Annotated in this window: 18 protein-coding genes and 1 riboswitch; of the genes, 2 read left to right on the top strand and 16 right to left on the bottom strand. The window is 40.7% G+C overall.

The features are described 5' to 3' along the window. Nucleotides 1-19: 19 nt before the first annotated feature. Together MHB37_RS15365 and MHB37_RS15360 are read right to left on the bottom strand one after the other, a co-directional pair. Entirely contained in the window at nt 20-820 is an 801-nt protein-coding gene (locus MHB37_RS15365; RefSeq protein WP_405169542.1) for a GNAT family N-acetyltransferase, read from the bottom strand. A 211-nt stretch (nt 821-1,031) separates the two neighbouring features. Then, nucleotides 1,032-1,799, bottom strand: a complete 768-nt coding sequence (locus MHB37_RS15360) for an SDR family NAD(P)-dependent oxidoreductase (protein ID WP_405169541.1) — start codon at nt 1,797-1,799, stop codon at nt 1,032-1,034. A 256-nt stretch (nt 1,800-2,055) separates the two neighbouring features. Here MHB37_RS15360 and MHB37_RS15355 point away from each other — a divergent pair, with 256 nt between their 5' ends. Beyond that, a complete protein-coding gene (locus MHB37_RS15355) occupies nt 2,056-2,664 on the top strand; it encodes a TetR/AcrR family transcriptional regulator (protein WP_405169540.1) in 609 nt (202 codons plus the stop codon). A 99-nt stretch (nt 2,665-2,763) separates the two neighbouring features. Here the strand turns inward: MHB37_RS15355 and MHB37_RS15350 are convergent, their stop codons facing one another. From MHB37_RS15350 to MHB37_RS15335, 4 genes are all read right to left on the bottom strand, one after another. Beyond that, nucleotides 2,764-3,081, bottom strand: coding sequence for an iron-sulfur cluster biosynthesis family protein (locus MHB37_RS15350; protein ID WP_076125818.1), 318 nt, complete (start codon nt 3,079-3,081; stop codon nt 2,764-2,766). 121 nt (nt 3,082-3,202) lie between these two features. Next, nucleotides 3,203-3,661 (bottom strand): DMT family transporter, encoded by a 459-nt coding sequence (locus tag MHB37_RS15345; protein ID WP_076125820.1) that lies wholly within the window; start codon nt 3,659-3,661, stop codon nt 3,203-3,205. A gap of 31 nt (nt 3,662-3,692) precedes the next feature. After that, nucleotides 3,693-4,118, bottom strand: coding sequence for a DMT family transporter (locus MHB37_RS15340; protein WP_076190424.1), 426 nt, complete (start codon nt 4,116-4,118; stop codon nt 3,693-3,695). 190 nt (nt 4,119-4,308) lie between these two features. Then, the gene (locus MHB37_RS15335; protein WP_341164918.1) at nt 4,309-4,710 is read right to left on the bottom strand and encodes an NUDIX domain-containing protein; all 402 of its coding nucleotides are present in this window, start codon (nt 4,708-4,710) and stop codon (nt 4,309-4,311) included. Nucleotides 4,711-5,077: 367 nt separating this feature from the next. On the opposite strand from MHB37_RS15335, the gene MHB37_RS15330 reads away from it, so the two are divergent. Further along, nucleotides 5,078-5,878 carry a polysaccharide deacetylase family protein gene (locus tag MHB37_RS15330; protein ID WP_076125834.1) on the top strand — a complete coding sequence of 267 codons (801 nt, stop codon included), beginning with the start codon at nt 5,078-5,080 and terminating at the stop codon, nt 5,876-5,878. 74 nt (nt 5,879-5,952) lie between these two features. On the opposite strand, the gene MHB37_RS15325 is transcribed toward MHB37_RS15330, so the two are convergent. The 10 genes from MHB37_RS15325 to MHB37_RS15280 form a co-directional block, all read right to left on the bottom strand. Then, nucleotides 5,953-7,095: a copper amine oxidase N-terminal domain-containing protein gene (locus tag MHB37_RS15325; RefSeq protein WP_076190425.1), complete on the bottom strand. Its 1,143-nt coding sequence runs from the start codon at nt 7,093-7,095 to the stop codon at nt 5,953-5,955. Nucleotides 7,096-7,163: 68 nt separating this feature from the next. Beyond that, nucleotides 7,164-8,324 (bottom strand): DHHA1 domain-containing protein, encoded by a 1,161-nt coding sequence (locus tag MHB37_RS15320; RefSeq protein WP_076190426.1) that lies wholly within the window; start codon nt 8,322-8,324, stop codon nt 7,164-7,166. A gap of 129 nt (nt 8,325-8,453) precedes the next feature. Then, complete coding sequence (locus tag MHB37_RS15315; protein WP_076190427.1) at nt 8,454-8,681, bottom strand: hypothetical protein; 228 nt, start codon at nt 8,679-8,681, stop codon at nt 8,454-8,456. Nucleotides 8,682-8,770: 89 nt separating this feature from the next. Then, complete coding sequence (locus MHB37_RS15310) at nt 8,771-10,396, bottom strand: DUF4179 domain-containing protein (RefSeq protein WP_405169539.1); 1,626 nt, start codon at nt 10,394-10,396, stop codon at nt 8,771-8,773. Further along, nucleotides 10,374-10,964 carry an RNA polymerase sigma factor gene (locus MHB37_RS15305; RefSeq protein WP_076125840.1) on the bottom strand — a complete coding sequence of 197 codons (591 nt, stop codon included), beginning with the start codon at nt 10,962-10,964 and terminating at the stop codon, nt 10,374-10,376. The genes MHB37_RS15310 and MHB37_RS15305 overlap by 23 nt, the downstream gene beginning before the upstream one ends. 169 nt (nt 10,965-11,133) lie before the next feature. Continuing rightward, nucleotides 11,134-12,423: an amidase gene (locus MHB37_RS15300; protein WP_341164919.1), complete on the bottom strand. Its 1,290-nt coding sequence runs from the start codon at nt 12,421-12,423 to the stop codon at nt 11,134-11,136. A 95-nt stretch (nt 12,424-12,518) separates the two neighbouring features. Further along, nucleotides 12,519-14,084 carry an ABC-F family ATP-binding cassette domain-containing protein gene (locus MHB37_RS15295; RefSeq protein WP_341164920.1) on the bottom strand — a complete coding sequence of 522 codons (1,566 nt, stop codon included), beginning with the start codon at nt 14,082-14,084 and terminating at the stop codon, nt 12,519-12,521. Nucleotides 14,085-14,529: 445 nt separating this feature from the next. Next, a complete protein-coding gene (locus MHB37_RS15290) occupies nt 14,530-15,840 on the bottom strand; it encodes a voltage-gated chloride channel family protein (RefSeq protein WP_341164921.1) in 1,311 nt (436 codons plus the stop codon). A 67-nt stretch (nt 15,841-15,907) separates the two neighbouring features. Beyond that, a riboswitch (Fluoride riboswitch) is annotated at nt 15,908-15,970 on the bottom strand. A 7-nt stretch (nt 15,971-15,977) separates the two neighbouring features. Then, nucleotides 15,978-16,700, bottom strand: a complete 723-nt coding sequence (locus MHB37_RS15285) for a YebC/PmpR family DNA-binding transcriptional regulator (protein ID WP_036678376.1) — start codon at nt 16,698-16,700, stop codon at nt 15,978-15,980. Nucleotides 16,701-16,864: 164 nt separating this feature from the next. Then, nucleotides 16,865-17,992 (bottom strand): 5-methyltetrahydropteroyltriglutamate--homocysteine S-methyltransferase, encoded by a 1,128-nt coding sequence (locus MHB37_RS15280; protein WP_076146088.1) that lies wholly within the window; start codon nt 17,990-17,992, stop codon nt 16,865-16,867. Nucleotides 17,993-18,076: the final 84 nt, after the last annotated feature.

Here is an 18,076-nt window from a genome sequence, read left to right as displayed (position 1 = left end):
CTAATAATTTGCGAAACCGTCATATTGAAAAAGCACTACACTTATATTGATGAATTTGCTGAAATCCTAAACGGAGCGCTAGCTTTCGGGAAGCTTCATTATCTAATGAACAGTCCCAGTAAGGTGTAAAACCATTTGTAAGTATATCCTCCGCTACTAAGGCCGCTAAATGAGTCCCCACTCCTCTATTCCGATACTTGGAGAGAGTTTCAATTCCGATAGCATGTGTATCCTCCGTAACGAAACTAGAATAACATACACCCATAATCTCAGTTCCCTCAACAGCAGCATATCCATAGCCTTTTGCCCTAAAGTCTTCTTTCGATGACCAGAATAAATCAATATTATCATGTACAAATTCTATATTCTTTAGATCTAAGTCCTCCCAGTCCAGCATTTTAAGATTTATAATTCTAATCGCATTATTAAGGGACTCAACGGGCTTGTGGAATAACTTGAACACCATTTGTTCAAAAGGATATAGCTTCCTAGAAGGAAACATCAATGCCAGATTCCATTCATTGTGTTGACCTGAGACTTCAAAATACTCCAGCCCAAGCTTTTTCATCCTCGGTGCAATATGACTGGATATATAACTATCTAAGCTCTTAATAAATAACTCATTGGTGTGATCGCCTATAATATAAAATCCTTGCATCCCCTTACTCCATACCAACGCGCTTTTTGGTGTTACAAGTTGATCTACAAAAATCCAGCCCGGATTATTTCCCTCGATAATGGAGAGAATTTCAGGATGAATAGGAGCACCTGTAAGTAACGGTTTCACTTCATTAAAATCCTGTTGAGATAATTCATGCATATGAACACTCCTCGCCAACAATTTATCTAAATCACTGATCAATACTTAAAAAGATTAAATCCCCTTTGTATATTCTATAAGATAATTCAGCAAATTGCTTATTATAAAATCCGATCCGGGTATCCTAAATAAAAAAGAATTGGACCCAATGCTTGACGCACAGGCCCAATCCTTTATTTGAAGTATCCTTAATGATCGAAATCAGCTTGCATTATTGACCTATCATACCACCATCGACTGTATATAGAGAACCCGTTACGAATGAAGCCTCATCCGACAGAAGGAAGTTCATCACAGCGGCAACCTCTTGCGGTTCTCCGTAGCGTCCCATAGGTGTTGCAGCTTCGTTAGCTGCCTTGTATTCTTCTGCGCTTCCAAAATTATTTTCAATTTTACGCATCATTTGTGTATTGATCGTTCCTGGGAGTACCGCATTTACACGAATACCAAGTGGTGCAAGCTCATTTGCAGCTACGCGAGTCAGACCAATTACAGCATGCTTAGACATAATATAAGGGGCCATACCTGGTGCACCCATGAGTCCTGCCAGAGAAGAAGTGTTCAGAATAGCACCTGAGTTTTGTTTTTTCATCACAGGAATTACATAATGTAGTCCAAGAAATACACCACGTACATTGACGTTATATACAAGATCAAGTGCTTTAACGTTAAGCTCTTCGATTTGACCTGCTGGACCTTCAATTCCGGCATTGTTTGCAAAATAATCAATGGTTCCAAATTTTTCTACCGCTTTATTAACATAATTCTGAACGTCTTCTTCATTAGAGACATCCGCAGCTACAGCTAAAGAGTTAGATTCATTTAAGCCTAAATCTTGGATGACATTTTTTATCGCTTCTTCATTCAGATCGACAAGTACAAGATTCAGTTTACGATCAGACAATCGACGGGCAAGCTCTTTACCTATTCCACCTGCAGCTCCAGTAATTACAGCAGTTTTTACATTTGATTCACTCATTGTATGTTCGCATCCTTTGTTATGAATTGGCTATATATTATAGTCTTAGGAGATGGGATAACTTATCTCTATTACTAGAGTACACCCCATTAGTTAACCTATTCAATAATCAGATTTTTAGTAATGTCGCCTAACCAACATACTTGCTCTCCGTGTTTACTTATGTCTAAATCTTGAACATTAGCTGATCTTTTGTTACTTTTAAAGTAAGAACTATAAATGAACGATAAAAAGATCATAGCTGGAGGTAGTTTTTTTGATACAGGAAGAACATGAAGACAGAAGAACCAGAAGAACACGCCAAGCTCTGAAATCTGCATTCGTTGAGCTAATATTGGAAAATAGCTATGATTCAGTTACGATATTGGACGTGACTAATCGAGCGGATTACAATCGAGGGACTTTTTATAAACATTTTGAGAGTAAAGAGGCTTTGCTTAAGGAAATACATGATGAATTTCTACAGGGTATAGGAGAGGCGCTATTAGACCCTTATGAGGGATTGGAACGTATTGAGGCAACGGAGGTCTTCCCTTCCATTCTGCAGCTGTTCGAATATATTGAGGGGCATAAAGCGGAGTTTTTAGCCTTATCCGCAGTGGAACGAGGGAAAATGACTATTGAACTGTTCGACCGTTTACGGGAATCCATGCGTGAGGATATGCGAATTGAGATAGAAGCTGATGCTGCTCCTGTGGATTATGAAATTATGTTGAGTTACCAAATGTCTGCTACAGTAGGTGTCATTATGCACTGGGCTGAAGTCAATTTCAAATATTCGGCGAGCTATATGGCAGAACAGTTAATTACACTGGTTAACAGCAAAATAGACCATATAGCTTTTATGAAAAAACCCAATGGGTAAGAAACGAATTGCAAGTGCCATATATAGGAACGAAATTTAAAAAACCAGCGCATTGAGAGATGATCTCAAATGCTCTGGTTTTTAGTAGCAGTGCTCTACTCAGCGAATATCTTTTACTCGAATATTGCTTCCTAACAGGCCCGAATCACTACTTAATCTGAATGACGGGTAATTCTCATCTGCTTCAAGTCGCATCTGTTCATCAAATAAAGATTCCTGTTGACGGTCCACAAAAAAAGTAAAGGGCTCTTTCTGAACTTCAATATCTGTAGCATGGGGTTCACTAATAATCTGAATTACGATCACGCCATTACAACCACAGCCCTCTGTATCGAAGAACAATTTAAAATAACCTGGTCGTTCACCAAGGTTTTCATTTAACTTTTCTGTAGTTAGAGAGTTCAATTGTATGAACATTGGATGATCTGCTCCTTATTTATAATTGAGTTACTACTTTCCCAAAGTATAGATTGATTTGCTTTCACTCTCGTGTGACTGCCATCACTTCTATTTTGACAAACATGAGTCTGAGGATAAATTAAGCCGACTTTTGAGTCTCCCGGGCACCCCCTAGCTTAAACACTAGAATACCGCCAACAATCACGAGTACTCCGACCAACTGCTTCCAGGTGAATGGAACCTTTTCAAGCCCTAACCAGCCGAGGGAATCCCACAATAAAGCAAACCCAAGCTGAGAGATTAATACGATCGAGATCGCATAGGTTGGCCCAAGACGTTTGGTGCCTTGCACGAGACAGATTACTACACCCACCCCGATCAATCCGCTGATCCAGTACCAAGGCTCCATATTTCGCAAAGTAAATATTCGGCCGCCTTCAAAGATAAGACTCATGATAAAGGAAGCCAGAAAACCCAACCCTAATACTAACGTCGTTGTGGCCCAAGATCCAACCTTTTGATTAACCTTCGTATTAAAAATATTTTGTAAACTAACGAATGAACCCGCGACAAGCGCTAATATTAACCCTAAAATCATAACGTAACTCCTCCAGTTGTTGATTGTATTCTCAGAATTTCAAAATCACTACTCCCGCAATCATCAACCCTATTCCAATAAACTGTGGGAGTCTCATTTGTCGTTTTTCCATCCCAAACCAGCCTTTAATATCAATTAAGAAGGTCAAGCATAGCTGTGCAATGAGCAATGTCGATATAGTAAAAGTAACGCCAATCTGTTGAATGGCAGTGACTTCACTGAAAATAACGACTGCGGCAAAAGATCCGCCAATTAGATATAATGGTTTTACTTCTTTTAATCCTTGCCATTTCCCATCTCTAACAAATAAAAGGATTAGTAACGACATGATAAATCCTGTTAACTGTGTAATTGTCGCAGCTTGCCAAGTCCCAATATCTTGACTAATTCGAGCATTAGATACTCCTTGCAGAGTGATACAAGCCCCCGCTAAAAACGCAAATATAATTCCTCTCATTTCTCTCTCTCCTCAACTTCGATCTCTTACATATTAAAAAGCAATTCAGGCCTTTAAAAAAGGACATCTGTCCCAAAGCAAAATAAACGATGTTGTTGCCCCTATAAGCCTTTCGTATATTTTCAAAAAAAAGACCGCCTCAAGCCATCTCTTAGGCTTAAAACGGGCTTTCAGAACTTTAAATTGTGGATTAGGAAAGTAATTTATGCTCATGCAATTGATCGAAAATGATCTGTGTAACGACTGAAACACGATTTCGATCCTTATAAGATAACCAGGATAACTCTTCAATTTCCGACGCAGGACTAAGTGTACCTTCAAAATCCGCGATATAACATGTCATTTTAACTATGACGCCTTCAGCTTTACCGTGAGCTTCCGCTTCAAAGGTTCCAAAATAGGAGATGGTTTCTGGTTTAATACGAACAGAGATCTCTTCCTCGATTTCGCGCACGAGCGTCTCCTCGTCTGTTTCTCCAGCTTCTCTTTTTCCTCCAGGCAAATAATAGGTATCTTTCCCTTTGGAACGCACACACAAAACTTGTCCATTCTGAATATGAATCCATGCAATTTTATCAATGATTGTAGTCATACAGTTCTCCCCATATTTTTTTCTAATAATTATATCATACAGCCAAGACCATCTATTTATACAACGTCTATATTTGATTTTTGTATGTGCAGCTTAGGTCAACCACATATTTCGTTATGAACAGCTCTGCAAATAGAATTGGTGGGCTCAGCAGGTTAGTGATAAAATATAAAAGTGAGTTTCTTTTGTCTTTTACATAGAGTAGCTTTACAACGTAGAGAAAGTCAGGCAGATAGCATCTCTCCTTAAGTGTATATTTTTCACTGAAAACTCTTTCCTTTTCAAACGTGGAATCTGATTATAACGTTAATTGTTTATAATTGGAAGAAGTACTTTCAAGCTCACCAAATTATAGGAGTGTGAATTCATGAAACTTCAATTCAACTTATTCCCAGGCGGATTATCAAAGGCGCTCACTATGAGCTATGATGACGGCCAGAAACACGATATCCGCTTGGCTGGTATTTTTGATCAATATGGAATCAAAGGAACCTTCCATTTAAATAGTGCAATGATCAATGCACCTGGGTTCTTATCGCCCGCTGATGTTAAGCATTCGCTCAGGAATCATGAAGTGTCCGCCCATTCCGTTACTCACCCACATCTAGAGCGTCTTCCTTTACCGATGGTAATTGAAGAGCTGTTCGAAGACCGTAAACGATTGGAAAAGCTGGTGGATTATCCAGTGCGAGGCATGTCCTACCCCTACGGTACATACTCTCAGGAGATAATTGCACCACTTCAGTCCGTTGGAATTGAATACAGCCGCACTGTTCACTCTACCAAACAGTTTGATATGCCTCTTAATTTCATGGAATGGCATCCAACCTGCCACCATATTGAAGATCTGCATCAGGTTTGGGAGCGATTCACAATGGAAGGACCCTCCCAGAAACTAAGACTCTGTTATGTTTGGGGCCATAGCTATGAGTTCGCACAGCAGAACAATTGGGAGTTAATCGAAACTTTTTGCCAACAAGCAGGTGGACATTCAGATATTTGGTACGCTACTAATATTGAGATTTATGATTATGTCACTGCCCTGTATTCACTGAAATTAAGTGCCGACAAAACGATTATCCGCAACAATTCTGCCATAGATGTTTGGGTATCTATAAATGATCAACCCGTTCAGATTAAGGGTGGAAGTATGATGACAACGAAATAATCATAAATACATAAAAAAGAGCGATGTTCAACATCGCTCCTTTTTTCTACTAATTATATTGATGTGATTCCGAATTATTTCGCTTGAAGTGTATATGTCACTGTTTTTGCTTTTTCTTCAAGGATTGGCGTATAGGTGAATGTCAGTACATTCCCCTTACGGCTTTTCATCCCTAACATTCTGCTCAGAATGTATTGATCTCTGCCATCATTTACTTTATCCCATTCTTTACGATCCTCACTAGTAATCAGTTGTTCACTGAGATTGACGATTTCTCCTGTACTGCTGTAGACAATATATAATTGAGTTGTATCTAATAAGCGAACGAGTGCCACATCCTCCGCGGCGTACTCCACTATGAAATCACCGGTTGCCCCGGTTAATTTCTCCATCTCAAACAACTTGCCCAAACCGCCATCCTTAGTAATATACTGAACGTTCTTCCCATCGGTCATATACACCTGAGTGGAAGGCACTTGAGGCGCGTGTGGATAAGCCGGAATCATATATTGATAATCCATTTGCTTAATTATTGTACCTGCTTGAACTAGTACCTGATAGCTGCTGTTGAAATCATAAAACATTGCATAATGATTGTCCGTTAATTGAAGTAAGTCCGTGCCATTTCCAAGTTTTTTAATCTCAAATCCATGATTGTAAGCTGACTCCTTAAGGGGTAGTTGGCCAATAATTACTGGTTTCCCAGCTGCCGTAGCCCGGTAATATAAATTTGCGTTTTTTTGAGATATCCAATAGGATCTACCTTCTACAGAAGCAGCAACAAATCTAGGTTCATCTACGATTTGGATAACCCCATCCGTTTTATTAAACGCGGTTTTACCCCCAAGTACACTGACTGCAGAGACCAAGGGCATGTACAACGAACCTTTTATGATACGCGGAGATTTTGTTAATGCCATCGCTGCCCCGTTCACTTTTGACGTTGCAGCACCCGCGGTGAAGATGACTTCACGCTCTGGACGTACCAGCTTGGCCATTTTGGACTTTTGATCCCACGATAACGTATAACCCATAGCATCTGCAAGTGATTTCAAGGGTACAAAAGTTGTATTCTCCGCGATCACTTGTTTACTGCTGATTCCAATTTCTTTATAGTTGAATTGAATTTGCTTGTCTGCTTGCGCAGATACCGCTCCATACCCAGTACTTAAAATCAAAACTGCAAAGATCCCTAGTGTTACCTTCCATTTATTCATTTCTATCCGTCTCCTTCGACCTTATAATCATATGTAATTAGACGGAAGATAATGGAAAAAGTTTCTTCTCACCCTCTAGCAAACTCATAAAATGCCAAAGCATCCTCCCAAGTTGGGAATCCTGCTTGCGCCAGTTTATCGCTGCCCCCGCCTTTACCATTATAGCTGCCTAGATGAGCTTTGAAAAAAGCTCCACAGGAAATCTCCGTGCTCCCGTTCTGCGCAAACACAACCTTATTCTCCGCAGAAGTAGCTAATAATACAGGAAGATCACATTTCGAAGTCAGCTTATTAGCTAAGCTCTGTAGATCTTTTAGCGATTTATCTTCAAATACTTGTGCGATCATCTTTCCCGCTTGCTCATTTAAAAGCTCTTGCACAACATAGTCGTCATTTTTTTCTTTAAGCAGGTAAATTTCAGCTTGCAGCAGCTTTTGTTCATTTTCCCATTTTTCAATTCGATCAATAATCTCATCTTTGCCTGTGTTGAATTTGGAAGACAGTGTTCCAAGGATTTGCTGACTAGTATTAAATTCCTCTAAAGCACGATATCCACATTTAAAATAAATCCGCGTGTTCGCTTTTATTTTCTCAGCTTTTAAAAGCTTAATCATTCCAATTTCACCCGTTGAGGACACATGTGTCCCCCCACAAGCGTTGTATTCAACATCTTTGATCTCAACAATCCGGATGTTCTCTGTCACTTTTGGCTGTTTAACCAATTTAAGCTGTGCAGCCTCTTCCCCTGTTACGAAATAACTGAGAATATTGTGATTTAAGTAAATCTGCCGATTAACTTCTCTCTCTATGGAGTACAGTTGATCAGCAGACAGTTCTGAAACTTCTATATCAATAGTGCAATAGTCCTCACCTAAATGAAAGCTTAAGGTCATAAAGTTATGTTTTTCTAGACAAACCGCTGAGAGCAAATGCTGGCCACTATGCTGCTGCATATGGTCAAATCTTCTATTCCAATCAATCTGACAAGTTACCGATTCCTCATTAGGTAAACGTTCCAGCTTATGCAGTACAAGCTCTTCCTCACTGATTACATCAAGCACAGGAATTCCCTGAATAGATCCAAGATCACAGGGTTGTCCACCACCATGCGGATAAAAAGCCGTCTCCTCCAAAAGAACATAAAGCCCATCTTCTCGTTCTATGGTTTCAGTCACACGGGTTGGCCAATCAGTCTGGTATGTAGAATTGTAGTATAGTTTGTTGGTCATAAATGGTTTCCTCTCTTTTTTACGTTATCGACATATTAAGTTTATAGTATCATAACGGATAGTTTGAATCTTATTATTTCAAAATAACCAGCTCCACGCAAAAACTGCGTAGAACTGGTATTAGGGTAATTAACAAGAACAAGTAGCATCTTTTAAATTTCTAATGGCAATTGCATTTAGTCGAAGCGCTTCTACTATTGAGTCTCTTACTGCTAACAATTCAAATCTTTCACGACTGCCAATAGGCAACCTGCAAAGAATGGCTTCAATTCTTTTAAGACTTTCTTTCAGAACCACTCTTTGCTTACGCAATGCGTTCAAAGCTCTTTGAATTTTTCTCTTCTCTGCAGCAGTCATAAACTACCACCTCTTTTCGATTGTGATAGTATATGAGATGCTTATTCCCCCTTATTTGCTTGTACAATCCGGAAACCAAATAACTATATTTACTCTTTTTTGCTAGCTTCCATGATAGGAACGGACCAGTCTACATTAGCATACATTCGATTGTTTATCGTGCGCACTAATTGAAGCTGCTCGGGAATTTGTGTAAGGCCATCGGCACGGAATTGGAAATATTTCTTTTGATTATTTGACTGAGACTCGATAAATTCAATATAACCATCTTTCCATCCTACCCCTTTAGTAGTAAAAGCTCCTTGTTCAGTGAGTTTGTACTCCTTGCCATCTAGTGTCTTAAATATCCATTCACTATTTAAAAACTCATTTCTCAATCTTCCTCTAAAATGTAATACACCTTCCTTCGCTGATACATTGTTATCGGGAGATGACTCCACTGTAAAATCATTTAACATCAGTTCATCCCCGTCAAATGCAAAGGGAATCGGCTGTTCTTTCAACTTGGCAGGCTCAAATTGCACACTAGAACCATCCTTCTCTGGGATGAAATATCCATCCAATACGAAAGTATAAGGCGTATCCTGAGGTAAATATTTAAACGTATAGCTCCAGTGCATAAGTCCCTTTGTTGCCCCGGGAAGGTTAGAGTAGGACATCACGCTATTCTTATTAGGAAACTTTCTAGCATTAACACTGTGAATCTCTTCGCCTGCTGTATCCTCAAAATGGAATTTCAAGCCCTGTTGCTTCCATAGTTCGCCAGGAGAACGGGTCAATGCCTCTTCACTCAATTGCGTATCAAACTCAAAACGAACACCTTGCACCATATGAGTTAATTTTTTCAAGGTCACAGTTAAACCGTCCGGGGAGGTGTAGCTACCCGTTAGTGGCATGGAGGTTGTTTGTTTATTCGCTTCTGTCATATCCATAGAAAAATTGAAATTCCAATCGCCTTTAAGAGTAGGGATGTTCTTGCGTTCACTTCCCAATTCAGTAATATGACCTTCGACCGTAATTCGATCAGTTTGCAGAGGTTCAGTGAAATTAGCGATCAAATAGTAAAAGTCACTGGTAAATCCTATATCGTATAACTCCCCAACAACCTTCCCTTGATCATCCTTAATCGCAATACTGTTCCCATCATTAAGGGCCAACCGCTTTTTATCATGCTTTCCATCTGGTCCAAACAACTGTAACGCAACAATTACCCGTGTAGGATCTGCCACTGCTTCATCTATTTTGATTGTGTAGCCCTTATCCTTCACCTTAATATTAGGATGCTCTACCAACCCAAATTCTTGTGCTCGTAGAAGGCCAATGTCCATTTTGTTTTTTACAAAAAGAGAACGTAAAGTCTCTGCCAGTGTAGGAACGGAATATAAGATCACGGCACTTAGCACAACCAGTAACAACGCCGCACCCATAAATAATCTCAGCAACTTATTGCGCTTCGGATGCTTGCGATTCCTTTGTGTTGGAGTAAATTCCTCAAGCTCTACTTGTTCCAAAGAAGCCATTACTTGAGCAGTAAATGAATCTGGTAAGCGCTCTTCATACATAGCCTGCGACCATTCAGCTTGTTCCTCAAGCTCTGCTTCGTAGATCATATTACAATGCGTACAAGTTGCCATATGTTCAGCTACGGCTTGATCTCGTAAGATAGATTTGCTTAAAATATATTCTTCGATCTCATAGGAATTTAAGCACCTCATCGGTCTTCACCTCCTGGAGTGTAATTAGCTGCTTCAAACGCTGTTTAGCCCGGTATAAATCATTTTGAATCTTGCTTAATGGAACATCTAGAACCATACACATTTCTTCATAGCTTAAATCATTGGTATAACGAAGCAGTAAAGCCGTACGATAATTAGACGGGAGCTTCTGCATCAGGTGAAGCAGCTCTGTGCGATGCTCCGATCGCATTAATTCTTCTTCTGGATTATCCGAAAGAGAATGTTCGGCATTGTCGTCCGGCAAACTCGCTGTCGGTCGGTCTTTTTTCCACAAATCCTTCAGTAAATTAGTCGCGATAGCATATAGCCACGCCGCAAAATTCTTATCCAAATCATGTGAGGCCAGCTTACGGTAAGCTTTAATAAACGTCTCCTGCGTTATGTCTTGTGCATCTTGATGATTGGCTCCCATTCCTCGCAAAAGCCCATAAATTTTATTCTTATATCGATTTACAAGATACGAATAGTCTTCTTTATGTCCATCGAGAACATTTTGGATCCATAGCCTCTCATCCTCTTTTTCAACTTTCGGTACATGTCCCTTCACCTTGAAGCCTCCTTGAAGCACGATACTATATAGACGATCCCTATTAAAAAAACTCTCACTTTATACAAAAAAAAGTAGATCTTCAAATAAAACGAAGACCTACTGTGTAATCTACCGATTACGTTTTAGAACAAAATACAACAATTGATCCATTTCTAAAGCCATAGAATCACTGAAGCGCTAAAGAAACCACTTTACTCCAATAAATTAACTCTTCATCCCTGCCATATGCCCCGATACATTGAAATCCTAATGGCATGTTATTTATAGAGGCAGCTGGAATACTCACCGCAGGCGCTCCAGCATATGACCAAATGGCCGTCATTCCGGTCCATCCGGTTCGTGAACCCCACAGCGGAGCTGTTCCTGCCTGAGCCGGCGAAACCCACAAATCAATCCCCTGTGACTTCTGCACATCTAATAGATCATTTCTGAGCTTGATTTGTCCGCTACGATATCCTTCCAGTTCTTCCTCAGTGATGGTTCGTCCAGATAAAATAGCCTGCCGTACGGTATCCTCATAAAGATCTTTATAAATATCAAATAGTGAATGATGGACTTGCGCCATTTCTCCGTGAACAAACCGCACCATGGCATCTCCGTAGATAAAGCTATCTTCCCACGGCATCGCAACTGTTTTTATGCTGAACCCTGCTTCCTCAAGCTTCTTAAGCTGCTTCTGAAAGGTTATCTTGGTGTCATCCTCCAATAATGTCATGTATACACCTTCGGGTATCCCTAGCACAGGTTTACGAGCTTCATTAAATGGTTTCCATTCTGTTACTAGCTCCGCGGCGAGAAAGTCCATACCCTCCATATCCTGAGTGAAAAATCCAAACGTATCAAAAGATGGCGACATCAATTGGACACCATCTATAGGGATACGCGCATAACTAGGTTTAAAGCCGACCACTCCGCAAAATGAAGCAGGTGCCATAACAGAACGCAAGGTTTGTGTACCTATCGCAAATGGACAGATACCCGCGGCAACCGCAGCAGCAGAGCCTGCACTAGAGCCGCCAGGCGTATGATCCAGCTGATGAGGATTGCGGGTTGTGATAGGTCCGGCATAAGCAAATTCCTCCGTCACTGTTTTGCCGGTGAACCAAACCCCTTTTTGCCGAAGCTTTTGAATAAAACTGCCCTCAGACTTCGTCAAAGCTTGTGGGGGAAGGTTCGACCCTGCACGGGTAGGCAACCCGTCTAAGTGAATTAAGTCTTTGATTCCAACAGGTATTCCATATAGCGATGGGTTAGGAAATTCCGAATACTTCTCTCTTACCCTAGCCACTTCATTTTTTATTCTATCTGCTCGGTTCTCCTCTGGCACAAAAGCACGCACGTGTGGTTCTACTTTATTGTAAAGATTTAAATACTGCGTAAGATATCTATCCATGGTCACATCTGAGGTCTTATTGCCCTGAGCAAACTGAGCTAACGAAGATTTATTAATGTACATGTCTGATTGGAGCCCTCCTTAATATTCACTTAAACCAGGAAGCCATTTGAAGACGATTGTATTAATTTGGAACAGCTTCATGTTACTAGGTAACCTTATCTATGGCTATACTTTAGTTCTCTATTTCTATTTTCATCCACAATATTGATTACACGATCCACCCACCCTTGATAAAATTGCTCCTCATGAGAAACTAGAATCACTGTACCTTTAAATTGGATTAAAGCATTCTGTAAAGCATCTTTTGTTTCGGCATCTAAGTGATTAGTGGGCTCATCTAAGATTAAGAAATTACATGCTGTAAGTAATAAAAGACATAGCTTAACTTTGGATTGTTCGCCACCGCTGAGTGTACGGATAGGCTGTGTAACGTGACTATCTTTTACAACACATAATGATAAATGACGACGTATTTCCTTAATAGTCAATTTTGGATAAAACGATGCGACGATTTCAATGGGTGTCATGCTATCGTTTTCCCAAATTAAATCTTGCTCGTAGTAACCAATAGAGACTTGTTCGGCAAAGCGGAATGCTCCGGCAACACAGGGGATCTGACCAACTAATGTTTTCAGCAATGTTGATTTTCCGATGCCGTTAAAGCCTGCTATGACTATCTTTTGTCCTCCTCGAATGGAAAATGTAAATTTTGGCAGCAGCGGCTTATCGTAACCAACCACAAGATGGTCTACTCTAAGCGCAACTTGTGCAGTAACAGGAAGCTCTTGAAAACGGATAGATGCTTTAGTGACAAACGTCGGTGCAGCGATTCTCTCCATACGATCCAGCTGCTTCTGACGGCCACGGGCAATTCTAGAATTAACACCAGCACCATTTTTCCGGATATATTGCTCAGTGGCTTCAATTTTTTTCTGCTGTGCATGGTACTGCCGGATATGGCTTTCGCGAATATGCTCCTTCTGTCTCAAAAAATCAGCATATTTGCCATGATATTTTTTAATCTTTTCCCCTTCAATATCGCAAATGCTTGTTGATATTTTATCGAGAAAAGTGTACTTATGAGAGACCACAATGAAGGCTTGATCGAACGCTATCAGATATTCAGCAAGCCAGTTGATATGCTTGGTGTCGAGATAATTGGTGGGCTCGTCGAGCAATAACACATCAGGTTGTTCAAGCAACAGCTTTGCCAATATAACTTTGGTTCGCTGCCCCCCACTAAGCTGATCAATAGGACGGTCCATCCCCATTGCATTTAATCCTAGCCCCGTAACCACTTTACTAATATTGCTCTCGATAGAATAATAGTCGAGCGCCTCAAGTCGTTCCTGAAGGTCTGCTGCCTTCTGCAAAAGCACTTCATTGCCAGAAACAGCACATTCCGCATAAAGTGCATTCATCTTTTCTTCCATTTCGTATAATTCAGTGAACGCTCTCCTTAAATAACTTTGAACGGTACTTGACCCATCAATAACCGCGTATTGATCAAGATGACCTATTTTGATATTGGGCTGCCATTTAATCGTTCCACCATCAGGAATCACCTCGCCCGTCAGTATACCAATCAATGTGCTTTTCCCTGTTCCATTCTGACCCACTACACCTACATGCTCCCCTTTGTAGACTTCCAAAAAAACCTGTTTATACAGCACTTTATCTCCAAAAGCATGTGATACATTAGAAATCTCAAGTAAACTCATTTACTTTCCTCTTTTCTATAATTGTTTTTAAGCACAAAAAAAGCAGAAGACACCGCGCCCTTGGGCGCAAGCCTTCTGCTTATTAGTGCACGAATAGACGGCACAAATAGATAATTGTCAGTTTGGAAACTGAACATTATAAACACAAAAGGCTGTAGACGAAAATTGTCTACAGCCCCTTAATCATTAACATCGGAAGATGGCGTAATCAAATAAGCATGAATAATCACACTAAAATGACCTAGCTATCTTTCGATGATATAAAAAGCGATTCGCTTTTTGATTAAGCTCCGGACAACGTTTCATCGTTTGTATCCGATTGTTCGGAGCAGCTTCTGGTATATAATTTTTCAGTTTCCACATGAATCATGTTGAACCATCCCTTCGTTTGGCTACATTTTAAATCGTGTATCCGCACTTGTCAACCACCATCCGAGAGGTGCTGTTATTTTTTGCGGGCGCGTTTGACCGTACCGATCCTAGTCCCTTGAGGAATAGTAATGAACTGGCTCTTCGATACACCAATAAGCTGTGAAGTATAAATACTACTATGTCCGGAGAATAAATAACTCACCACACAAGCGATAAACATGTATATGGCTCCTTCCGAACCAAACAGCTCGATCCCCATTAAGAAGCAAGCGATAGGCGTGCTAGTAGCTCCACAGAAGACAGCAATAAAACCGAGGGCAGCTAAAAAGGGTCCATACACATGTAATATTCCAGCCAAGACATTTCCTAGTGTGGCACCAATCGTAAATAACGGAGTAACCTCACCACCCTGAAATCCTGTTCCTAAGGTAAAGGCGGTAAAGATCAGCTTCCATAAAAAAGCGAACGGCGAGACATCTCCCTCAAAAGAATCCTTGATTAATGGAATTCCGAGGCCTAAGTAATCACGAGACCCTACAAGGAATACTAAGGCAATGATAATTAATCCACCTACCGCACCTTTTATCATTGGATTGCTTATCCTGGCGGTGAAGATTCTTTTTAGAAAATGAGTCAGTTCACTGAAAAGCATACTCACGAGACCAAAAATTACAGAGGCCAATACCACTTTTAGAATAATCATTAAACTTAAAGCTGGAAATTCATTCACTACATAGTGTGTATGATGAACACCCCACAATCGAGTGGTGACCAGATCACCAACAAAGCTAGCCACAAAACATGGAAGTAATGCCTGTTGGCTAATAAGTCCAATGGTTACTACCTCTAGACCAAATAAGGTTCCAGCCAGCGGTGTTCCGAAAATAGAACCAAAGCCTGCACTGATCCCGCACATTAACAGTATCTTACGATCCAGAGGACTGATTTTAATCAGCTTTCCGAACCATTCCGCAAGGCCTCCGCCCATTTGAACAGCTGTCCCTTCACGCCCAGCGGATCCACCGAATAAGTGGGTTACTAATGTTCCGAACAACACCAATGGAGCCATTCGCAAAGGTATGGTTTCTTGTCCGTCCTGAATTTGTTCTAGAATGAGGTTATTGCCTTTAGAACTGTTCTTGCCATATCGCATATATAAGAAACTAACAAGTACTCCCCCAAGAGGCAACAAATAAAGTAGCCACGGATGCTCTAAACGTACATCTGTAACGTAATCCAAGCTTTTCAGAAAAAAAGCAGAGGCGGTGCCGGATAAAATGCCAACCACACTACCAAGCACAATCCATTTGATAAATGTACTCCAAAGTGCAAAATAACTTCGCTTCTTAGTGATTTCAAACCATCGGGTAGACCATGGATTCATCTCGACAGCTCCTAAGGACAAAATAAATTAGTCTCAACAATAAAACAGACTCCTACCAGGGAAGCTCACACTGGTAGGAGTCATTAGTCTCAGAGAGACAGTTACGGCGAACTCCATCGCCCTTTATAAAACTTAAATTATTCTTCTTCTGAATCTACGTTATGATACACTTGTTGAACATCTTCCAGGTCTTCCAAAGCATCAATCAATTTCTCGAATTGAGCTTGAGCATCTTCTGGGAGTGCCACATAGTTTTGTGGAAGCATGTTTAACTCAGCAACAGTAAATTCAGTGATGCCTGCATTCTTGAATACTTCTTGTACTGCATTGAACTGATCAGGTTCTGCATAAACAATAACTGCATCATCCTCTTCCAGCACATCGCGTACATCAAGTTCTGCATCAAACATCATTTCAATTACTTCATCAGCAGTTTTACCTTCCACACCTATAACGGCCGTAGAGTCAAACATGTAAGCTACTGATCCGCTGACACCCATATTTCCGCCATTCTTACTGAAGGTTGAACGGATCAATGGAGCTGTCCGATTAACGTTATTTGTGAGCGCATCAACGATGATCATTGAACCGCTAGGTCCAAATCCTTCATAACGAAGCTCTTCATAATTTTCTTCAGCGCTACCTTTAGCCTTATCAAGCGCACGGTCAATGATCGCTTTTGGTACATTGTAAGTTTTTGCACGTTCTAATACAACTTTCAGGGCCCGGTTCGCTTCTGGATCGGGTTCACCCTTCTTTGCTGCTACATAAATTTCAACACCAAACTTTGCATAAACACGACTTGTGTTTGCGTCTTTGGAAGCTTTCTTTTCTTTAATATTATTCCACTTACGACCCATATTGTTCCCGCTCTCTTTCAACATGAATTAAAAACAATTGTTACTTATTATACCCTTCTTCGATAGCTCTAGTAAAGTGCAGTAGTAGGTTAATCCTCTAAGCTGTCACAATACAGATAGAAAAAGCCCCTGATTCAATCAGGAGCCTGCTAATTTTTTATAGATTACTGCCAAATTTCATCTGCAATCTCTTTAATAAACTGCAGTTTATCCCATTGCTGTTGATCTGTCAGATGGTTTCCTTCTTCCGTAGAGGCAAAACCACATTGTGGGCTCAGGCACAACTGATTGATATCCACATATTGCGAAGCTTCTTTAATCCGTCCAATAATTTCTTCTTTATTCTCAAGCTCACCTGACTTCGAACTGAACAAACCTAAAACTACTTGTTGATCTTTAATAAATCTAAGGGGTGCAAAGTCTCCGGCCCGATCCGTATCGAACTCCAGATAGAAACCATCTACATCCACCGTTCCAAATAACACTTCTGCGATAGGCTCGTATCCGCCGGATGCTGCCCAAGTGGACGCGTAGTTCCCACGGCATACATGCATCGTGATAACCATATCTGCTGGGTGATCTTTAATCGCTTCGTTATTTACAAATGCGTATAACTTAGCGATTTCGTTAACATCTACACCCTCTTTTTGACGTGCTTCCCAATATCCTTTATCACAGAGCATACCCCATGTGCAGTCGTCCAATTGCAGATTACGGCAACCTGCCTCATAGAAATCACGAATAACTTCACGATAAGCTGCAGCAATATCAGCCACAAGTTCATCCTGCTTGTCGTAAACAGCTACAGTAGTCTTTTGATTGCGCTGAAGTTCAGCAAGGAACTGAGCTGGCGAAGGAATCGTTTGGCGCGCTACTACATCATTTCCCGCTACGCTAACCAATTGTCTGTAGTCAGCGATCATTGGATGGTTAGTCCCACGGATTTTACCGGATAATTCTGCAGTTTCCGCTCTGGTCTCTACACCATTAAACAGGTAGCCCACTGGGCTGACTTTCTTTGTTACCCCTTCAAGGCCCCACATAAAATCTAAATGCCACCAGGAGCGGCGGAACTCTCCATCCGTTACACCTTTTAATCCAACCGCTTTTTGTTTTTTCACAACTCTGGCAATCTCTGTATCTTCTACCTTGCGCAATTCATCAGCGGAGATTTCATTATTTTGATATTGGACACGAGCTCTCTTAATCGTTTCCGGACGTAAGAAGCTGCCAACGATATCTACTCTGAATGGCACTTCAGTTCTTTGTTTTCCTTTTTGGATGGTACTCATAGGGGTTCGGCCTCCTTCATTGTCTGTGCTTTTCTGTTGAATTCACTATAGCACTGTACAATCAGGACAGGGTAACTCCTAAAA

The organism is Paenibacillus sp. FSL H3-0286 (genome assembly GCF_045040705.1).
Taxonomy (GTDB): Bacteria; Bacillota; Bacilli; order Paenibacillales; family Paenibacillaceae; genus Paenibacillus_AQ; species Paenibacillus_AQ odorifer.
The sequence above is the reverse complement of the archived record's forward strand: the minus strand, read 5'-3'. Positions and strand labels throughout refer to the sequence as shown.

Excerpts from the sequence above, each read along its gene's own strand:
- MHB37_RS15365 (WP_405169542.1), bottom strand. The coding sequence starts at position 820 with ATGCATGAATTATCTCAACAGGATTTTAATGAAGTGAAACCGTTACTT.
- MHB37_RS15360 (WP_405169541.1), bottom strand. The coding sequence starts at position 1,799 with ATGAGTGAATCAAATGTAAAAACTGCTGTAATTACTGGAGCTGCAGGT.
- MHB37_RS15350 (WP_076125818.1), bottom strand. The coding sequence starts at position 3,081 with ATGTTCATACAATTGAACTCTCTAACTACAGAAAAGTTAAATGAAAAC.
- MHB37_RS15345 (WP_076125820.1), bottom strand. The coding sequence starts at position 3,661 with ATGATTTTAGGGTTAATATTAGCGCTTGTCGCGGGTTCATTCGTTAGT.
- MHB37_RS15340 (WP_076190424.1), bottom strand. The coding sequence starts at position 4,118 with ATGAGAGGAATTATATTTGCGTTTTTAGCGGGGGCTTGTATCACTCTG.
- MHB37_RS15335 (WP_341164918.1), bottom strand. The coding sequence starts at position 4,710 with ATGACTACAATCATTGATAAAATTGCATGGATTCATATTCAGAATGGA.
- MHB37_RS15330 (WP_076125834.1), top strand. The coding sequence starts at position 5,078 with ATGAAACTTCAATTCAACTTATTCCCAGGCGGATTATCAAAGGCGCTC.
- MHB37_RS15325 (WP_076190425.1), bottom strand. The coding sequence starts at position 7,095 with ATGAATAAATGGAAGGTAACACTAGGGATCTTTGCAGTTTTGATTTTA.
- MHB37_RS15320 (WP_076190426.1), bottom strand. The coding sequence starts at position 8,324 with ATGACCAACAAACTATACTACAATTCTACATACCAGACTGATTGGCCA.
- MHB37_RS15315 (WP_076190427.1), bottom strand. The coding sequence starts at position 8,681 with ATGACTGCTGCAGAGAAGAGAAAAATTCAAAGAGCTTTGAACGCATTG.
- MHB37_RS15310 (WP_405169539.1), bottom strand. The coding sequence starts at position 10,396 with ATGAGGTGCTTAAATTCCTATGAGATCGAAGAATATATTTTAAGCAAA.
- MHB37_RS15300 (WP_341164919.1), bottom strand. The coding sequence starts at position 12,423 with ATGTACATTAATAAATCTTCGTTAGCTCAGTTTGCTCAGGGCAATAAG.
- MHB37_RS15295 (WP_341164920.1), bottom strand. The coding sequence starts at position 14,084 with ATGAGTTTACTTGAGATTTCTAATGTATCACATGCTTTTGGAGATAAA.
- MHB37_RS15290 (WP_341164921.1), bottom strand. The coding sequence starts at position 15,840 with ATGAATCCATGGTCTACCCGATGGTTTGAAATCACTAAGAAGCGAAGT.
- MHB37_RS15285 (WP_036678376.1), bottom strand. The coding sequence starts at position 16,700 with ATGGGTCGTAAGTGGAATAATATTAAAGAAAAGAAAGCTTCCAAAGAC.
- MHB37_RS15280 (WP_076146088.1), bottom strand. The coding sequence starts at position 17,992 with ATGAGTACCATCCAAAAAGGAAAACAAAGAACTGAAGTGCCATTCAGA.